This window comes from Synechococcus sp. MIT S9220, assembly GCF_014304815.1.
GTDB lineage: Bacteria > Cyanobacteriota > Cyanobacteriia > PCC-6307 > Cyanobiaceae > Synechococcus_C.
Genome location: NZ_CP047958.1, coordinates 123,208 through 139,933 on the forward strand (window position 1 = coordinate 123,208; position 16,726 = coordinate 139,933).

The following is a 16,726-nucleotide window of genomic DNA, read 5'->3' on the forward strand; positions in this document are numbered from 1 at the left end:
TAGTAATTGGGCACCACTAGGGGTGCCTTGGATCGTTCGCGATCCTTCTGGCTGAGATCACACCCTCTGAACCTGATCCGGGTCATTCCGGCGATAGGGAAGTGACCAATGTGATCCTCAGTTAGCTGGCTGGCCCCTGGCAGTTCCTTCGCTGAATGGATCATGCGTGCTTCCTGGGTTCAGTCCCGTCGCGGACAGTCCAACGTTTCCCAGATGCATTTCGCCCGTCAGGGCGTGGTGACCGAGGAGATGGTCTACGTGGCCAGGAGGGAAAACCTTCCTGAGACCTTGGTGATGGAGGAGGTGGCACGGGGCCGCATGGTCATCCCCGCCAATATCAACCATGAAAATCTTGAGCCCATGGCGATTGGGATCGCCAGCAAGTGCAAGGTGAATGCAAATATCGGCGCTTCACCCAATGCCTCGGACGCTGAGGAAGAGGTCAAAAAGCTGAATCTGGCTGTGAAATACGGTGCCGACACCGTGATGGACCTGTCCACCGGCGGTGTCAATCTTGATGATGTACGCACCGCGATTATCAAGGCTTCACCCGTGCCAATCGGCACCGTTCCTGTTTATCAGGCTCTGGAAAGTGTGCATGGGTCGATTGAACGTCTCTCGGAGGATGACTTTCTCCACATCATCGAGAAGCACTGTCAGCAAGGTGTCGACTACCAGACGATTCACGCTGGCCTGCTGATCGAACATCTGGTCAAGGTGAAGGGTCGCATCACCGGGATCGTCAGTCGTGGCGGCGGCATCCTCGCCCAGTGGATGCTTTATCACCATCGCCAGAACCCTCTCTACACCCGCTTCGACGACATCTGTGAGATTTTCAAGCGCTACGACTGCACGTTCTCGCTGGGTGATTCATTGCGGCCGGGGTGTCAGCATGATGCTTCGGATGCGGCGCAGCTGGCTGAGCTCCACACCCTCGGTGATCTAACGCGTCGTGCCTGGGAGAAAGATATTCAGGTGATGGTTGAGGGTCCAGGCCATGTGCCGATGGATCAGATCGAGTTCAACGTGAAAAAGCAGATGGAGGAGTGCAATGAGGCTCCCTTCTATGTGCTCGGCCCCTTGGTAACTGACATCGCACCGGGGTATGACCACATCACCTCGGCGATTGGGGCAGCCATGGCTGGCTGGCATGGCACGGCGATGCTCTGCTATGTGACTCCGAAAGAGCATCTGGGTCTGCCCAATGCCGATGATGTACGTGAAGGCTTGATCGCTTACAAGATCGCCGCACATGCAGCAGATATCGCCCGGCATCGCCCCGGTGCCCGTGATCGAGATGATGAGCTCAGCCGGGCGCGTTATGCCTTTGATTGGAATAAGCAGTTTGAATTGTCACTGGATCCCGAGCGAGCCAAGCAGTACCACGATGAAACTCTTCCTGCTGATATTTACAAGCAGGCTGAATTCTGTTCGATGTGTGGACCCAAGCACTGCCCGATGCAGACCAAGATCACTGATGAGGATCTTGAAGGTTTGGAGAAGGTGCTGGAAGTGAAAGGTGGTACCAGTTATATGGCAAGTGTGAAGCAACGTAAGGAACTTTGATGCAGAGGCGGATTATTCCCTGCCAGAATTTGTGTGCTTTGCTTTATGTTTTTTAAATCTAAAAGCCGCGTGCAATTAAATCACCTAATCTGTTCCTCGCCATGATTGTAGATTTTTATTTTTTTCAGGAAAAATTATCTGGAAATTTAACAATCTTTGATTTGCCGTTGTTCATGCTCATTGCGAGGGATTTTTCTATTACTTCTTGTGGTCAATACAATGGTTTTTTCAATGTTTAAAATAATGCCTTTCCTGTACCTTTTGTCTTATGGAATAGTTCTCGCCTTTGGGCAAGTTCTTTTTAAAATTTCATCCAATCAAGTAGATAATATTGATCTATTCTCGTTGGCTTCTATTAGTAAGATGGTTACTCAACCTTACTTTATTTTAGCATGTTTTGTTTATGGATTAAGTACACTGGCGTGGGTGGGAATTCTTGCACGTGTAAATCTTGCAATTGCATACCCATTTGTAATATCTACATCCATATTGGCAACATCTTTAATTGGAGTGTTCGCGTTTGGCGAAGAGGTAAACAGTTATACATTTGTATCCTATGGCTTGATTATCTGTGCTTTAGCAACTCTTTCGAAAGGCATTATTGGGAATGTCTAATTATATAGCCCCGAGACTAAATGGTATTGCAGAAAATCTTGCTCTTTATATAAGAAAAATTATTTATAAAAAAACCATAGGAGCTTTGTCGATCGATAAAACCTTAAAAGTTGGAGACCTAGGAGTGACAAGTGACAAAAGCAAGGATTCTAATTTCTTTGAGATGTTGTATCCTTACCCAGAGAATATTACTGCAATTGGTTTAGAAGATGCAAAGCATTTAGAGAAAATGTACCCTGGCCTGAAATTTGTTCATGCAGACGTGTGTAATTTACCTTTCCCCGATAAACTCTTTGATATTAGTTTTTGTTCGGCAGTAATAGAGCATGTTGGCTCTAGAGATAATCAATGCAAGCTTATTACTGAAGCCATGCGGACATCTCATATAGTTGTATTAACTACTCCTAACAGATACTTTCCAATTGAATTTCATACGTTAACACCTTTTTTGCATTGGTTGCCAAAAAGAATATTTCGCACATATTTACGCATAATAGGCAAAAAATTTTGGTCACTGGAGGAAAACCTGAATATTCTTTCTGATTTTGAAATAGTAAAAATGCTAGAATCCAATTCCATAAATTATACAAAATATCATGTTCGATTGCTTGGAATAGTTAGTAACTTGGTCTATATTTTAAGATAATCGCTAAAATATCTTATTTTTGCGAAATGAGGTAAAAAGATGAAAGTTTGCTTGCGAGTAAGTATATTGTTGCAGATACTATTATAAAGGAACACCCTAAAAATCCATAAGTTATAGACAATTGTCTTGAAAGTAAATCATTAAAGGCCTGAATCAATAGAAGTGAAAAGTTAAATAATGAAAACGTGAGGCTAATACCAGAAAGCTTGTAAAGGCGATCTGTTCCGCTTCTTAAGCCAAGCACTTTTCTCAATTTTTTGTAATGCTTGCTTCCGTAATTTAGTCTTGCGTATATCATTTCATTTGTAAATATGTAATCAGTAAACATTACGATCGATAGGGTTAAGCTGCAAGCTGAAAAAATTAGAGTATTAGCTCCTGTAAAAGGTTTTACTCCTGTTTGCTGAAATATAAACAATAAAACCGAGGCAAATAAAAATAATATTGAGGGAGATACTATATTATATTTAGGCGACAGAGAAAGCATAAATTTAAGATGGCGCCATCCATACCTCCATGTTTTTAAATGAGGCCTTCGCCCTGGAAAATCTTTTTGTAATGTTGTTGGTATTTCAGTCATTTTTAGATTTGATAGTCTTGCTTTGATGACCATTTCAGAAGCAAATTCCATGCCATTGGACTTTAAATTGAGGGATTCAATTGATGTTTTTCTAAATGCACGAATTCCACAATGAAAATCGCCAATTTTAATATCAAAAAACAGTCTTCCGAAAAAACTTAGGATTGGATTCCCAACGTAATAGTGTAGAAATGGCATTGCTCCTTTTTCTATATTGCCTTTAAATCTATTTCCCATAACTAAATCATACCCTTCTTCAATTTTACTTATAAATTCAGGGGCTTGTTGAAAGTTATATGTACAGTCCGCATCAGCCATGATTAAAAAATTCCCCTGCGCCTGTTGGATAGCAACTTTTAATGCTGCTCCATAACCTTTTATTTTCACGTGCTGCACTTTCGCTCCAGCCGACTCAGCAAGTTCAACTGATTTGTCAGTACTTCCATTATCTGCCACAATTATTTCATAATGTTTCTTACATAGGCGTCCGCCTTGATGACAATCAGAAATCACTGATTCAATTGTCTGTTCTTCATTGAGGCATGGAATCACAAATGAAATTTGCATGTAAATCTTGAACTAGGAAGTTAGTTAAATCTAGCATTGGCGCAAAATTTTTTTATCTTGAATTGTTTAAGTGCTTTATTTTACAGATCCTGATATTGACCGTTGATTTTTGTGGCATTGCAAATAAATATTATTTGCTTTCTGAGGTTGAAAGGATTACGCGAAGTTTTTTGCGTCATATGCTGATGGCATTGAAGGTTTTCATTGTTTTCGCTAAGATTATTTTGCGCTATAATATATTTTGTATTTAGCTTTTTCATGCAATTAAAATATGGCAATGTCTTATTAATGGTAGCCTGATTTTTTTGCGCTTGCCTTGATGGATTTCCTAGACATTTTTCAAATTTATCTTTGTCTACATAGTTTGCCCCTGAATAGTTTCTTAAATTTCTTCCTGCTAGATTAACGTATTGAGAATTTCCTATGTTTTTTTGGATTGTTTGATACAACGAAAATCCCCAAGCAAATCGATTCATAGCACTTTCATATTCAAGAATAGCATAGCTAGTTTGAAGTAAGCTTAAAGTTGAAAGCCCCAAGAATACAAGAATTTGGGTAGGGAGCAGGAAAAAATATAATAGCCTGTACCCTAGGCTCCTTACATGTTGATGAAAATTGATTGGTGAATAACTTTCGCAGTATATTAAAAGTAATATCGGTGTTGCGTAGTAATCAGCTCTTTTTGGGCCTAGGATTATCAAAAGTGTAATTTGCATTATAGCTACTATCCCAACGCTCTTTTGTGCGGAATACTTGATTGATGCTAAACATATAATGACTGCAACGACAATCGCTGGCCCAAGGACAATCCCTATATGCTGGATAGAAAATGGTATTGCTAATGATATTGGAAAATGAGCCGGATAAGAGTTGCTAGCTCCCAGCATATTCTCAAACCAACTTTTTTGCCAATCGTTAGGGGTAAATAATTTACTAAAGAGAGGATACATAGGGTTCCCTGTGATTTGATATCTAAATATTGCCAGAATTGTGATTGAGCTAAATGCATATATGAAGAGAAAGCCAGATGTGAATTTTCTTGTGAGTACCTTTGGCTTTTTGAAGTATTTAATGTTGGCCGAACATATATGTGTAAGTATCGGAAATATGATCAGTAAAGAGGTGATTTTGAACCCAAGACTTAATATGCAGCATGTGATTGCCAGTTTGGCATTTGATTGTGTCCGCGAGTCTATCCATGTTGCATAAGACACAAATAAAGATATATCTGTGAGTAGCAGGGGTTTTCCGATTGTCAGCCACTGCATAAATACAGGTAGCGATAAAAAGGTAATCAAAAGTGTTTTATTGCTTTTTCTTTGTATTAAAAATAAAATTGCTGGAAGAATATTTATAGCTTGCATTGTTCTTATGAGCCAGCCGTTGCTTTCTTGATAAAAAGAGTAATTTGATAAATCACCGAAGCCTAGTAAGCCCTCGGTTAATCCGCCATCTATTACCAATCTTTGTTGAAGCCAAAATTGAAATGCATAGCCTGTATGGTAATCAGCTGCGTCAGGGTGGTTTATTGGCCCAAATGAAGTGATTGCTAGAAGTAATAAGAGTAATAGGATTAGGGCATTAGCGATTGACTTTTCTTTTAGAGAGGAAGCATTAAGTAGTATTTGTTTTTTTGTAGCCTTTATTGCTGCATATAGATAATGTCTTTGATATATAATTATGTATATCAACAAAGCGAGACCTATGCTCCAGATGGGAGCCCATGCGAGCTTTAGGCTTAATGTAAGCAGTGATATTAGCCCGACTGCTGAAACCGAAATCAGCAATGATGTTGCAACTATTGAGTATATTGCCTGCTCGATTTTATTAGTATTTGTACTTGGAGTAAGTATTGCTATAGTTGAAATAGTAAATATAATTATTGCAAGCATTCTTAAATTGCTTTGATGGGCGATTCTAGCATTTCTTGCTTTATGCGCCTGTCGCCTCTTTTCTTTTTTTTATTATAGTCTAGGCACATGATGGTATGTTGGTGAATTTATTATTTGCATTTTGAATATAATGCCGGGTTCGATTCAGGCTATTGGGAAGCTTGGCTTTCCAAAAAACCACTTTCCTCAAAAGTAGTCTCCGGTCTTCCTTCGGTGAACATATCGGCTCATTCGCGGTTTTTATTGGGGTTTTTTTCTGGCTTTGACCTGCTTGCATTAATTTTTTGTGTTTTGGCGATTCCTTCGTTGAGTGAATTAATTGTCGGAGGAAGCCCTTCTCTAAGAGAAATCTTTGGCTCCCAGCCCAGTTCCTGTCTTGCAAGGTCAATGAACGGTTGTCGCTGGCGCGGGTCGTCCTTAGGTAGTGGCTTGAAAACAAATTTTAGATTGGGGTTGATTAGATCGCGTACGAGTTCAGCCAGCTGAAGGATGGTGAATTCATTGGGATTGCCAATGTTGATAGGACCGGTTTTGTCGCCATTCATCAGTAGCACCATCCCTTCGATCAGATCGTCCACATAGCAAAAAGATCTTGTTTGACTGCCATCTCCATAGAGCGTCAGTGATTTTCCCTGAAGAGCTTGAACAATGAAATTGCTTACAACACGTCCATCATCCGGAAGCATGCGAGGGCCATAAGTATTGAAGATCCGCATCACCCGGATTTCTGTTTCGTGCATGCGCTGGTAGTCGAAACAAAGGGTTTCGGCGATGCGCTTTCCTTCGTCGTAACAGCTGCGAATCCCGATTGTATTGACGCAGCCTCGATAGCTTTCCGGTTGAGGATGAACTTCTGGATCTCCGTAAACTTCACTAGTGCTAGCGAGTAAGAATCGCGCGCCAACGCGTCTTGCAAGCCCCAGCATATTGTAAGTGCCTAGAAAGCTTGTCTTCGCTGTTTTGATTGGGTTGAACTGATAGTGAATCGGAGAGGCGGGGCAGGCTAAATGCCAGATCCGATCGACTTCTAGCTTGATCGGTTCGGTGACATCGTGGCGAATTAATTCAAAGCTGGGATGCCCTATCCACTTGCTGATATTAGCTTTTCTTCCAGTGAAATAGTTGTCCAGGCAGATCACTTCTTCGCCGGCTTCCATTAAGCGATCAGTTAAGTGGGAGCCGAGGAACCCTGCGCCGCCAGTAATGAGATTGCGCATGTGATCGAAACGTCAATGTTGCTGATCAAAAAAAAGCGGAGGATGCATTCCTCCGCTTTTGCATTGGGCTGAATTGTGATTAGCCCAGCAGCGCTTTGGATTTAGCGACTACATTGTCCACGGTGAAGCCGAACTTCTCCATGCAGGTGCCGCCAGGAGCTGATGCACCGAAACGGTTCATCGTGACGCTGTCGCCATCGAGGCCGATGAAACGGTGCCAGCCAAAGGACTCTGCGGCTTCCACTACGATGCGCTTGCGAACAGAACCTGGAAGAACTTCTTCTTTGTAGGCATCACTTTGCTCGTCAAACAGTTCGACGCAGGGCATGGAGACGACGCGCACTTGTTTGCCCTCGGCGCTGAGCTGTTTGGCGGCTTGCACGCAGAGGTCAAGTTCGGTGCCGGTACCGATCAGGATCAGATCGGGCGTTTCATCGCAGTCTTCGAGAATGTAACCACCCAGTGCCACTTTCTCAATCGAGGAATTGGCTTGATTGGCCATGCCTTGCCGGCTGAGGCAGAGCGCACTGGGACGGTGACGGTTGCCGATCGCCAGTTTGTAAGCGCCACTTGTTTCGTTGCCGTCGCCAGGTCGGAACACCAGCAGGCCTGGCATGGCCCTTAATGAAGGGATGGTCTCGATCGGCTGGTGGGTGGGTCCGTCTTCGCCAACACCAATCGAATCGTGGGTGAGCACGTAGATCACACCCAGTTCACTTAGTGCCGAGAGGCGCATCGAGCCGCGCATGTAGTCGGCGAAGACCAGGAAAGTTCCGCCGTAGGGGATCAAACCACTGTTGTGATAAGCGATGCCGTTGAGTACAGCTGCCATGGCGTGCTCTCTCACACCAAAGTGCAGATAACGCTTCTCAGGGGTCTCTGGCTGGTAAGAACCTGTTTCGCCCTTGATGTCGGTGTAGTTGGAGTGAGTGAGGTCGGCAGATCCACCAATCAGTTCAGGCAGATTGGGGCCCAATGCACCCAGACAGATCTGGGAATGTTTACGGGTGGCAAGACCTTTGTCGTCGGCTGTGTAAGTGGGCAGATCTTTGTCCCAACCTTGAGGGAGTTCGCCGCGCAGCATGCGCTCAAACTCTGCTGATTCTGTCGGGTATTTGGAGCGGTAAGTCGCCAGGGTTTGATTCCACTCCGCCTCCAGGCTGGCGCCGCGATCGATGGCCTGACGGAACTGGTCGTACGCGTCCTGAGGCACTTCAAAGGGACCGTAGTTCCAGCCCAGTTGCTTGCGTGTCAGTTCGGTTTCTTCATCACCCAGGGGAGCGCCGTGCACCCCAGCGGTGTCGCTCTTGTTGGGTGAGCCGAAACCGATTGTCGTTGTGATCTTGATGATCGAGGGCTTGTCGGTAACAGCCTTGGCAGCTTCGATGGCCTTGGCGATGGCATCCACATCGGTGTTGCCATCAGCTACGTGCTGTACGTGCCAGCCGTAAGCCTCATACCGCTTGAGCACGTCCTCGGTGAAGGACACGTTCGTGCGGCCATCGATGGTGATGTGGTTGTCGTCGTAGAGGGCGATCAGTTTGCCCAGCTTCAGGTGGCCAGCTAAGGACGCTGCTTCGGAGGACACACCCTCCTGATTGCAGCCGTCACCCATGATCACGTAGGTGAAGTGATCAACAACAGTGGCGTCGGGCTTGTTGAACTTTGCAGCAAGGTGAGACTCTGCGATGGCCAGACCCACAGCGTTGGAAATACCAGCACCCAGGGGACCGGTGGTCACCTCGATACCGGGTGTTTCGAAGGTCTCAGGGTGTCCAGGCGTCTTGGAGCCCCATTGCCTGAATTGTTTAATGTCATCGATCGACACCGAGTCGTAGCCGGTGAGATGCAGCAATGCGTACAGCAACATGCAGCCGTGACCGGCCGACAGCACAAAGCGATCTCTGTTGAACCACTTGGGGTTCTTCGGGTTGTGATGCAGGAACTTGTCCCAGAGCGCATACCCCATCGGGGCACAACCCATGGGCAGACCTGGGTGGCCGCTCTTGGACTTGTTGATCGCATCAACGGCCAGCATGCGGATGCTGTTGATGCAGAGGGTGTCGAGAGATGCGGGCGCGGCGACCATGGCGTGAGATTCGAGAAGCAGTAAGGAGTTGGATCAGTCTGAAACAGCATGGTCAGAGTCACCGGTGGTGAACCTGACATCAGGGGTTCAATTCATGCGCTGGAAGGCAAGGCAGACGTTGTGGCCGCCGAAACCGAACGAGTTGGATAACACTGTTTCCAGTGTGTGCTCGCGGGCGGCGTTAGGCACCACATCCAGATCACAGTCGGGATCGGGATTGGTGTAATTGATGGTGGGGGGGACAACATTGTGTTGCAGCGCAAGCACGCAGGCCACGGCTTCGATGCCGCCGGAGCCACCCAAGAGATGTCCTGTCATCGACTTGGTTGAGCTCACAGGAATCTTCTGGGCGCGTTGGCCGAGAGCACTCTTGATCGCTGCGGTTTCGTTGCTGTCGTTTGCCGGGGTGCTGGTGCCGTGTGCATTGACGTAGTCGATGCTGTCAACATTCAGGCCTCCGTCCTCCAAAGCGAGGCGCATGGCGGCTGCTCCGCCGACACCACCGGGTGTTGGTGAGGTGATGTGGTGTGCATCACAGGTAGTTCCGTAGCCAACGATTTCGGCCAGGATCGTGGCGCCGCGGGCCTTGGCGTGACTAAGGGTTTCAAGCACTAATACGCCTGATCCTTCGCCAATTACAAAGCCGTCGCGTTCTTTGTCGAACGGTCGGCTGGCAGTTGCTGGATCATCGTTCCGGAACGACAGTGCCTTCGCACTGGCGAATCCGGCAACTCCCAGGGGAGTAATGGCGGACTCTGCGCCACCACAGATCATGGCGTCGGCTTTGCCCATTTGCAGCAGACGGAAGGCATCGCCGATGGCATTGGAACCCGCTGCACAGGCCGTGGCGACAGCTGAGCTTGGCCCTTTGGCTCCGAGGGCGATCGCTGCCAGGCCCGTGGCCATGTTGGGGATCATCATTGGCACCGTGAAGGGGCTCACTCGCCCTGGCCCCTTGCCCTCAAGCACATGGGCTTGGGTTTCCATGGTGAGTAGCCCGCCGACGCCGGAGCCGATGCTGACGCCAATCCGCTCCGCGTTGGTTTCGGTGATCTCCAGCCCTGCATGGGTAAGAGCCTGTTTGGCCGCAACAACACCGAACTTGCAGTATCGATCCCAACGCTTCGCTTCCTTGGGCTCAAGGAAACCAGTTGGATCGAAGTCTTTCACTTCTGCGGCAAACCGACAGGCGTGCCGAGAGGCATCAAACAATGAAATTGATGCCACCCCATTCCTGCCGGAGGTGAGACCGGACCAATAGTCGGCAACGCAGTTGCCGATCGGTGTCACCGCGCCGAGGCCGGTGACCACGACGCGTTGGAGACCCTCCACCATGCTGCCGATCCTCAGGCCTGCTTGTCTTCGATGTACTTGACGGCGTCGCCGACAGTGGCAATGCCTTCTGCGGCTTCGTCTGGGATTTCGATGTCAAAGGCTTCTTCCAATGCCATCACCAGCTCGACGGTGTCGAGTGAGTCGGCGCCGAGATCGTTCTGAAAATTCGATTCGGGCTTGACTTCGCCGGCATCGACGCTGAGCTGCTCAGCCACGATCGAACGGACTTTTTCGAGGATCGCTTCCTGGGACATGGCCGTGAAGACGGGACGCCGCATCTTACGGGCTGGCCAGAGTCTTTCAAATTTTTGGCTTGGAGAACCACCTGGCGTTAATAACGGTGACGGCCGAGAGCGCCCTCGGCCTCAGTGTCCCCAAGGCCCGTTACTTTGATACCAAGTCACCTGCTCCCAGAGGGATTCATGTCCCACGCTGTCAAGATTTACGACACCTGTATCGGCTGCACTCAGTGTGTTCGTGCCTGTCCTCTGGATGTTCTCGAAATGGTGCCTTGGGATGGCTGTAAGGCTGGCCAGATCGCATCCTCTCCACGCACGGAAGATTGTGTTGGTTGCAAGCGTTGTGAAACCGCATGCCCAACAGATTTCCTCAGCATCCGCGTCTATCTCGGTGATGAGACCACACGAAGCATGGGTCTGGCGTATTGATCATCAAAGTCGTTTTTTAGCTCAGTTACTCATAAGCTCGGCCTGGCATCGCCGGGCTTTTTTGTATGTGCGGAATCGTCGCGGTGATTGGCTCCCGAGAGGCAGCACCTCTCCTGCTTGAAGGGCTGCGGCAGCTGGAATATCGCGGATATGACTCCGCTGGCATCGCCACGATTGAAATGTCGGCGAACGATGCGACTGCAATGTTGCACTGCATTCGAGCCAAGGGCAAGCTCGTCAATCTCACCGCAAGGGTTGATCAGGAGGGTGCGCCCGGTTTCTGTGGTATCGGCCATACCCGCTGGGCGACTCACGGGAAGCCGGAGGTGCACAACGCTCATCCCCATTGCGATGGTGCTGGTGATGTGGCCGTGGTGCAGAACGGCATCATCGAAAACCATCGGGCCCTGCGTGAAGAGCTCACGAGCGGAGGGGTCAGCTTCCGCTCAGACACCGACACCGAGGTGATTCCGCATCTGGTCTCCGCGGAGCTGCAGCAACAGTGTGCCGCTGGCCAGCCTGCTGATGGCAACACGCTGTTGCGGGCCGTACAGGCCGTGTTGCCAAAGCTTCAAGGTGCTTATGCCTTGGCGGTGTTGTGGGCAGATGTTCCCGGTGCTCTGGTGGTGGCTCGCAAGGCTGCACCCTTGCTGATCGGTTTGGGGGAGGGCGAATTCATCTGTGCCAGCGATACGCCTGCATTGGCTGGCTTCACCCGCACTGTCTTGCCGATGGAGGACGGTGAGGTGGCCTTGCTTAGCCCGCTTGGCATTGAGCTCTACAACGATGTCGGTGAGCGTCAGCAGCGCAGTCCGTCGCTGCTCAGCGGCCAGGAGCATGTGGCCGACAAGCGCCAGTTTCGCCACTTCATGCTCAAGGAGATTCATGAGCAGCCTGAGACCGCCCGCTTGTGGGTTGAGAGGCACTTGCCGTTGCATTTGCAGGCTGCCAATCCCGTGGCTCTGCCGTTCGATGAAGGCTTTTACGCCGACATCGAGCGTGTCCAGATCCTGGCCTGTGGGACGAGCCGCCACGCGGCGCTAGTGGGAGCTCATCTTCTGGAGCAGTTTGCCGGTGTTCCAGCCAGCGTGCATTACGCCAGTGAATTCCGCTATGCCCCTCCACCATTGGCTGCCAATACGCTCACCATCGGCGTCACCCAATCCGGTGAAACGGCAGACACCCTGGCTGCTCTGGCCATGGATGCTGAACGGCGCCGGGCCCAGGTCGACCTGGCCTTCGCCCCGCGTCAGTTGGGCGTGACCAACCGGGTGGAAAGCTCTCTGGCTCGTCAGGTGCCCTACATCCTTGATATCGGTGCAGGTATCGAAGTGGGGGTTGCAGCCACTAAGACCTTCCTTGGCCAGCTTTTAGCGTTTTATGCCCTGTCCCTGGCCTTTGCTGCGCGGCGTGGCACCCGCAGCGAAGCTGAGATCGCTGCCTTGGTGAATGAGCTGCGCGGTTTGCCTGACCAGCTCAGTTCGCTTGTGGCTCAGCATGACCAGCTTTCTGAGGCGATGGCCCACCGTTTTGCTGAAACCCAGGATGTGATCTTCCTCGGGCGTGGCATCAACTACCCGATCGCATTGGAAGGGGCTCTGAAACTCAAGGAAATCAGTTACATCCATGCAGAGGGTTACCCCGCAGGTGAGATGAAACATGGCCCAATTGCCTTGCTCGACACGCATGTGCCGGTGATCTCCATTGCCGTACCAGGCTCGGTGTTCGAAAAAGTGCTCAGTAATGCCCAGGAGGCCAAGGCCCGCGATGCTCAGTTAATCGGTGTTGCCCCCATCTGCGCAGACACGGAATTGTTTGATGAACTGCTACCGGTGCCTGAGGTGAGCGAATGGATCAGCCCTTTGCTCACGGTGGTGCCGATGCAATTGCTCAGCTATCACATTGCTGCTCACCGCGGCTTGGATGTCGATCAGCCCCGCAACTTGGCTAAGAGCGTCACTGTCGAGTGATTGCAGCTCGAGCGGCTGCTTCCACATTGCTGCGCCCATAAACATCGTCGAAGCGCACGATGTCGTCTTCACCCAAATAGGCGCCGCTCTGGACCTCAATCAGCTCAACCGGTATCCGGCCGGGATTGGTGAGTCGATGCTTGCAGCCCATGGGGATGTAGGTGCTTTGGTTCTCGCCGATCAGCTGCGACTCGCCGTCTCGCTCAACGACGGCAGTTCCCTTAACCACAATCCAGTGCTCGGCGCGGTGGTGATGCATCTGCAGGGAAAGGCTGGCGCCTGGCTTCACTGAAATGCGCTTCACTTGCCAGCGGCTGTCTTCTACGACGCCTGTGTAGTGGCCCCAAGGACGATAGATCTTGCGGTGCGCTTTGCCTTCAGGGCTCCCATCAGCTTCCAGTTGCTTCACGATCGTTTTCACATTCTGTGCCTGATTGCGGTCAGCAATCAGCACCGCATCGTCGGTTTCGACCACGACAAGATTCTCCACACCGAGTCCCACCACCAGGCGGTGCTCGCTGCGCAGGTAGCAGTTGCGGCTTCCCTCACTGATCACTTTCCCGCGCAGCACGTTGCCGTCCTCATCGCGGTCGGCGGTTTCCCAGAGGGCACTCCAGCTGCCGACATCACTCCAGCCTGCAGCTAAGGGAATCACTGAACCGAGCTGGGTCTGCTCCATCACAGCCACATCAATGGCCACGTTGGGACACTTGGCGAAGGCTTCGCGCTCCAGTCGCAGGAAGTCGAGATCTGCCACATCCTGCTCAAGGGCGGCCCTGCAGCAGCTCACCACTTCCGGCGCCAGGCGTTCGAGCTCTGAGAGCATGGCGCTCGCCCTGAATAGAAACATGCCGCTGTTCCAGGTGAAGCATCCACTGGCCAGGAATTGTTCTGCGGTGGCCTGGTCTGGCTTTTCTACAAAGCGTGCGATCGGCACCGGCGTGAGGCTGCTCTTTTGCAGGGATTCGGCAGCCTCGATGTAGCCGTAGCCGGTTTCCGGAGCGGTGGGCACGATGCCGAAGGTCACCAGACGCCCTGCCTCGGCTGTACTGCGGCCGGCTTCGATGGCGCTGCGGAAGTGTGCGGCATCGCGAATCACGTGGTCAGCAGAGAGCACCAACAAAAGTGGATCTTCGCCGTCGGCTGTGGCTTGAAGAGCGGCCACCGCCACTGCTGGAGCTGTGTTGCGCCCCATTGGTTCGAGCAGGATGGCGCCCGGTTGGATGCCGATTTGGCGCATCTGTTCGGCCACGATGAAACGGTGGTCGTCGTTGCAGATCAGCAAAGGATCACCCAGTGCTTCGATGCCTTCTAAACGTTGCTGGGTCTGCTGCAGCAGGGTTTCATCGCCATTGCCGCCGAGTGCCCAGTACTGCTTCGGATAACTCGCTCGGGAGAGAGGCCAAAGGCGCGTTCCTGTGCCACCACAGAGGATCACCGGAATCAGAGAGGTGGTCACGGCACACGCTCGGTGTTTGGCGACATTGTTGCGCAGCTTTTTCGTTGCTGTCACCCATTAGGCGTCATAGGTCCAGCAGTCCTGGCGGTGGGGTGATCAGCAGCCAGCCTTCTGTTTGATGCACCTCTGGAACGATCTGCTCCACAAAGGGAATCAGCAACTTGCGTCCATCCGGCCGGGTGATTTCCAGCAGGTCGTTGCCTCCGCTGATCAGATCGCTCACGGTGCCGACCACAGCGTTGTCGTTTGCATTGAGACGAGCTTCCAGGCCCACCAGGTCGAGCAGGTGGAACTCTCCCTCCTCAAGCTCGGGTCGATCTGTGGAGCTCACGAGAAGCTTCTGACCCACCAGAGCTTCAGCAGCGCTTCGGCTGTCGATCCCTTTGAAACGCACCACGAACAGACTTCTGCCCGGGAGTTGGCGACCGCTGGTCAGCAGCATTGCCTGTGGAGTTGCGTCTTTGTGCCGAAGCCAACGAGGCCCTGGCTTGGTGAACCGTTCGGGGAAATCACTGGCTGGGTTCACGCGCAGCTCACCGCGCAGCCCCTGAGCACCCACCACCGTGCCAACGGCCAGCCACTCTTCCTTGGCTGATGCTGTTTGGGAATCGGAGTCTGAGGCCACGGATGACAGCTCTGGAGGCATTTGTCGATAATGACTCCACGACTGCCCCTTGATTCCATGGCCGCTCCGATCCTGCGGGGTGCCACGTTGACAGTGGTGGATGACCCCTCTAGCCAAGAAAGGTAATTGTTTTTTTGCCGTAAAATGTACGTATTTTGAGTTATTTATGAAGGCATAAGATGCGACAAGAAAGAATCTTTTTCTGCTAGTAATTTCCTCCTAATATTCCGCTGCAATGTTTTATGCGAATCAACGCAATGCAGTCTGCGGGAATAAGTTTCACATTAATGATGCAGGCGATTGTACTTAATTGGCTTTCCCGACGACTATTGCAACTGTTTAATTGGTAGTTAGTTTTATGCTAACCCTAGCCTTTCTCCATCGTAACCAGATTTTTTGAGAACAGTTTTGCACCAATCCTGATTGCTGAGATACCAGCGAATCGTTGTTGCTAGTCCTTCTATGAATTTGTGACGTGGCCTCCATCCCAGTTCTGTTGTGATTCGGGTTGGATCAATGGCGTACCGGTGATCATGGCCTGGCCGATCAGTGACGCGTTTGATCAGTTCAAGGTGGGAGTGTTCAACTCCTTGAAGTTGATCTAGCTGTTGACAAATCGTTTCGACAATGTCGCGATTTGTTTTTTCTCCATGGCCACCCACGCAGTAGCTGCGCCCATTCACTCCTTGGCATGCCGCCAGCAGGAGTGCATCCACATGATCTTCGACGAACAGCCAATCGCGGATATTTAAGCCATCGCCATAGAGCGGTATCTCCTCTCCCGATGAGGCTTTGAGGATCACAACAGGGATGAGTTTTTCAGGGAATTGCCAAGGCCCGTAATTATTCGAGCAGTTGGTGAGAATGACCGGCAAGTTGAAGGTGTGATGCCATGCCTGAACAAGATGATCACTGGCTGCTTTGCTGGCGGAGTAAGGACTTCGTGGGTCGTAGGGCGTTGTTTCAGAAAATCGTCCTTCGGCTTTTAGGGAGCCGAACACTTCGTCGGTGCTGATGTGGTGAAATCGAAAGTCATCCTTGCGATGACCATCGAGCTTTTCGTAGTGCTCTCGGGTGGCCTGCAGAAGGTTGAACGTGCCGATCACGTTGCTCTCTACAAACACCCCTGGCCCGGAAATGGAACGATCCACATGGCTTTCTGCAGCCAAGTGCATGACCATGTCGGGATCTGATGTGCGGACGGCTTGTCGGACGGCTTCGGCATCTGAGAGGTTTACCGTGAGGAGTTGGTGCCGCTGCTCTGCCCCTGCACCTAGCGACGCCAAGCTGCGTGTGATCGACGTGAGATCACTCGCATATCCCATCTTGTCGAGATTGAACACAGTCGCATCGCTCTCGCTTAGGAGTCGCCTAACGACCGCACCGCCGATGAAACCAGCTCCCCCCGTTATGAGAATGCGTTTGCGGCGTCCCAGGAGATCGCCGGCGGTGGGCATCGAGGTAGACATGAACGAGTTCGAGCAGGAGGGGGCGAAG

General features: G+C 50.6%; 14 protein-coding genes and 1 riboswitch. Of the genes, 5 read left to right on the plus strand and 9 right to left on the minus strand.

Features of this window, described 5'->3' with window-relative positions:
* Nucleotides 1-8 precede the first annotated feature (8 nt).
* Nucleotides 9-117, plus strand: a riboswitch (TPP riboswitch).
* 45 nt (nt 118-162) lie between these two features.
* From thiC to SynMITS9220_RS00610, 3 genes are all read left to right on the plus strand, one after another.
* Nucleotides 163-1,566 carry a phosphomethylpyrimidine synthase ThiC gene (gene thiC, locus SynMITS9220_RS00600; RefSeq protein ID WP_186990006.1) on the plus strand — a complete coding sequence of 468 codons (1,404 nt, stop codon included), beginning with the start codon at nt 163-165 and terminating at the stop codon, nt 1,564-1,566.
* Between the two features lie 243 nt (nt 1,567-1,809).
* Nucleotides 1,810-2,181, plus strand: a complete 372-nt coding sequence (locus SynMITS9220_RS00605; RefSeq protein WP_186990008.1) for a hypothetical protein — start codon at nt 1,810-1,812, stop codon at nt 2,179-2,181.
* Entirely contained in the window at nt 2,174-2,827 is a 654-nt protein-coding gene (locus SynMITS9220_RS00610) for a methyltransferase domain-containing protein (protein WP_255483259.1), read from the plus strand. Before SynMITS9220_RS00605 ends, SynMITS9220_RS00610 begins: the two co-directional genes overlap by 8 nt.
* 13 nt (nt 2,828-2,840) lie before the next feature.
* Here SynMITS9220_RS00610 and SynMITS9220_RS00615 read toward each other — a convergent pair whose 3' ends face one another.
* The 6 genes from SynMITS9220_RS00615 to acpP form a co-directional block, all read right to left on the minus strand.
* Nucleotides 2,841-3,974, minus strand: a complete 1,134-nt coding sequence (locus SynMITS9220_RS00615; RefSeq protein WP_186990012.1) for a glycosyltransferase family 2 protein — start codon at nt 3,972-3,974, stop codon at nt 2,841-2,843.
* An 80-nt stretch (nt 3,975-4,054) separates the two neighbouring features.
* Nucleotides 4,055-5,866, minus strand: a complete 1,812-nt coding sequence (locus SynMITS9220_RS00620; protein ID WP_186990014.1) for a hypothetical protein — start codon at nt 5,864-5,866, stop codon at nt 4,055-4,057.
* A gap of 227 nt (nt 5,867-6,093) precedes the next feature.
* Nucleotides 6,094-7,083, minus strand: a complete 990-nt coding sequence (locus SynMITS9220_RS00625) for a UDP-glucuronic acid decarboxylase family protein (protein ID WP_186990016.1) — start codon at nt 7,081-7,083, stop codon at nt 6,094-6,096.
* 79 nt (nt 7,084-7,162) lie between these two features.
* Nucleotides 7,163-9,172 carry a transketolase gene (tkt, locus tag SynMITS9220_RS00630; protein WP_186990018.1) on the minus strand — a complete coding sequence of 670 codons (2,010 nt, stop codon included), beginning with the start codon at nt 9,170-9,172 and terminating at the stop codon, nt 7,163-7,165.
* Nucleotides 9,173-9,259: 87 nt separating this feature from the next.
* Complete coding sequence (fabF, locus tag SynMITS9220_RS00635; RefSeq protein WP_186990020.1) at nt 9,260-10,507, minus strand: beta-ketoacyl-ACP synthase II; 1,248 nt, start codon at nt 10,505-10,507, stop codon at nt 9,260-9,262.
* 11 nt (nt 10,508-10,518) lie between these two features.
* A complete protein-coding gene (gene acpP, locus SynMITS9220_RS00640) occupies nt 10,519-10,761 on the minus strand; it encodes an acyl carrier protein (protein ID WP_066910276.1) in 243 nt (80 codons plus the stop codon).
* A gap of 168 nt (nt 10,762-10,929) precedes the next feature.
* Between acpP and psaC the strand changes: the two genes are divergently transcribed.
* Nucleotides 10,930-11,175, plus strand: a complete 246-nt coding sequence (gene psaC / locus SynMITS9220_RS00645; RefSeq protein ID WP_006850103.1) for a photosystem I iron-sulfur center protein PsaC — start codon at nt 10,930-10,932, stop codon at nt 11,173-11,175.
* A gap of 65 nt (nt 11,176-11,240) precedes the next feature.
* Nucleotides 11,241-13,145, plus strand: coding sequence for a glutamine--fructose-6-phosphate transaminase (isomerizing) (gene glmS, locus SynMITS9220_RS00650; protein ID WP_186990021.1), 1,905 nt, complete (start codon nt 11,241-11,243; stop codon nt 13,143-13,145).
* On the opposite strand, the gene SynMITS9220_RS00655 is transcribed toward glmS, so the two are convergent.
* From SynMITS9220_RS00655 to rfbB, 3 genes are all read right to left on the minus strand, one after another.
* Nucleotides 13,132-14,604 carry a mannose-1-phosphate guanylyltransferase/mannose-6-phosphate isomerase gene (locus SynMITS9220_RS00655; RefSeq protein ID WP_186990023.1) on the minus strand — a complete coding sequence of 491 codons (1,473 nt, stop codon included), beginning with the start codon at nt 14,602-14,604 and terminating at the stop codon, nt 13,132-13,134. The two genes, glmS and SynMITS9220_RS00655, sit on opposite strands and share 14 nt — an antisense overlap.
* 64 nt (nt 14,605-14,668) lie before the next feature.
* Entirely contained in the window at nt 14,669-15,250 is a 582-nt protein-coding gene (gene rimM / locus SynMITS9220_RS00660) for a ribosome maturation factor RimM (RefSeq protein WP_186990025.1), read from the minus strand.
* A 335-nt stretch (nt 15,251-15,585) separates the two neighbouring features.
* A complete protein-coding gene (gene rfbB, locus SynMITS9220_RS00665; protein ID WP_186990027.1) occupies nt 15,586-16,698 on the minus strand; it encodes a dTDP-glucose 4,6-dehydratase in 1,113 nt (370 codons plus the stop codon).
* Nucleotides 16,699-16,726 lie beyond the last annotated feature (28 nt).

Bases quoted from the DNA above. Each gene is read 5' to 3' on its own strand.
- thiC (WP_186990006.1), top strand. From the start codon at position 163: ATGCGTGCTTCCTGGGTTCAGTCCCGTCGCGGACAGTCCAACGTTTCC.
- SynMITS9220_RS00605 (WP_186990008.1), top strand. From the start codon at position 1,810: ATGCCTTTCCTGTACCTTTTGTCTTATGGAATAGTTCTCGCCTTTGGG.
- SynMITS9220_RS00610 (WP_255483259.1), top strand. From the start codon at position 2,174: ATGTCTAATTATATAGCCCCGAGACTAAATGGTATTGCAGAAAATCTT.
- SynMITS9220_RS00615 (WP_186990012.1), bottom strand. From the start codon at position 3,974: ATGCAAATTTCATTTGTGATTCCATGCCTCAATGAAGAACAGACAATT.
- SynMITS9220_RS00620 (WP_186990014.1), bottom strand. From the start codon at position 5,866: ATGCTTGCAATAATTATATTTACTATTTCAACTATAGCAATACTTACT.
- SynMITS9220_RS00625 (WP_186990016.1), bottom strand. From the start codon at position 7,083: ATGCGCAATCTCATTACTGGCGGCGCAGGGTTCCTCGGCTCCCACTTA.
- tkt (WP_186990018.1), bottom strand. From the start codon at position 9,172: ATGGTCGCCGCGCCCGCATCTCTCGACACCCTCTGCATCAACAGCATC.
- fabF (WP_186990020.1), bottom strand. From the start codon at position 10,507: ATGGTGGAGGGTCTCCAACGCGTCGTGGTCACCGGCCTCGGCGCGGTG.
- acpP (WP_066910276.1), bottom strand. From the start codon at position 10,761: ATGTCCCAGGAAGCGATCCTCGAAAAAGTCCGTTCGATCGTGGCTGAG.
- psaC (WP_006850103.1), top strand. From the start codon at position 10,930: ATGTCCCACGCTGTCAAGATTTACGACACCTGTATCGGCTGCACTCAG.
- glmS (WP_186990021.1), top strand. From the start codon at position 11,241: ATGTGCGGAATCGTCGCGGTGATTGGCTCCCGAGAGGCAGCACCTCTC.
- rimM (WP_186990025.1), bottom strand. From the start codon at position 15,250: ATGCCTCCAGAGCTGTCATCCGTGGCCTCAGACTCCGATTCCCAAACA.
- rfbB (WP_186990027.1), bottom strand. From the start codon at position 16,698: ATGTCTACCTCGATGCCCACCGCCGGCGATCTCCTGGGACGCCGCAAA.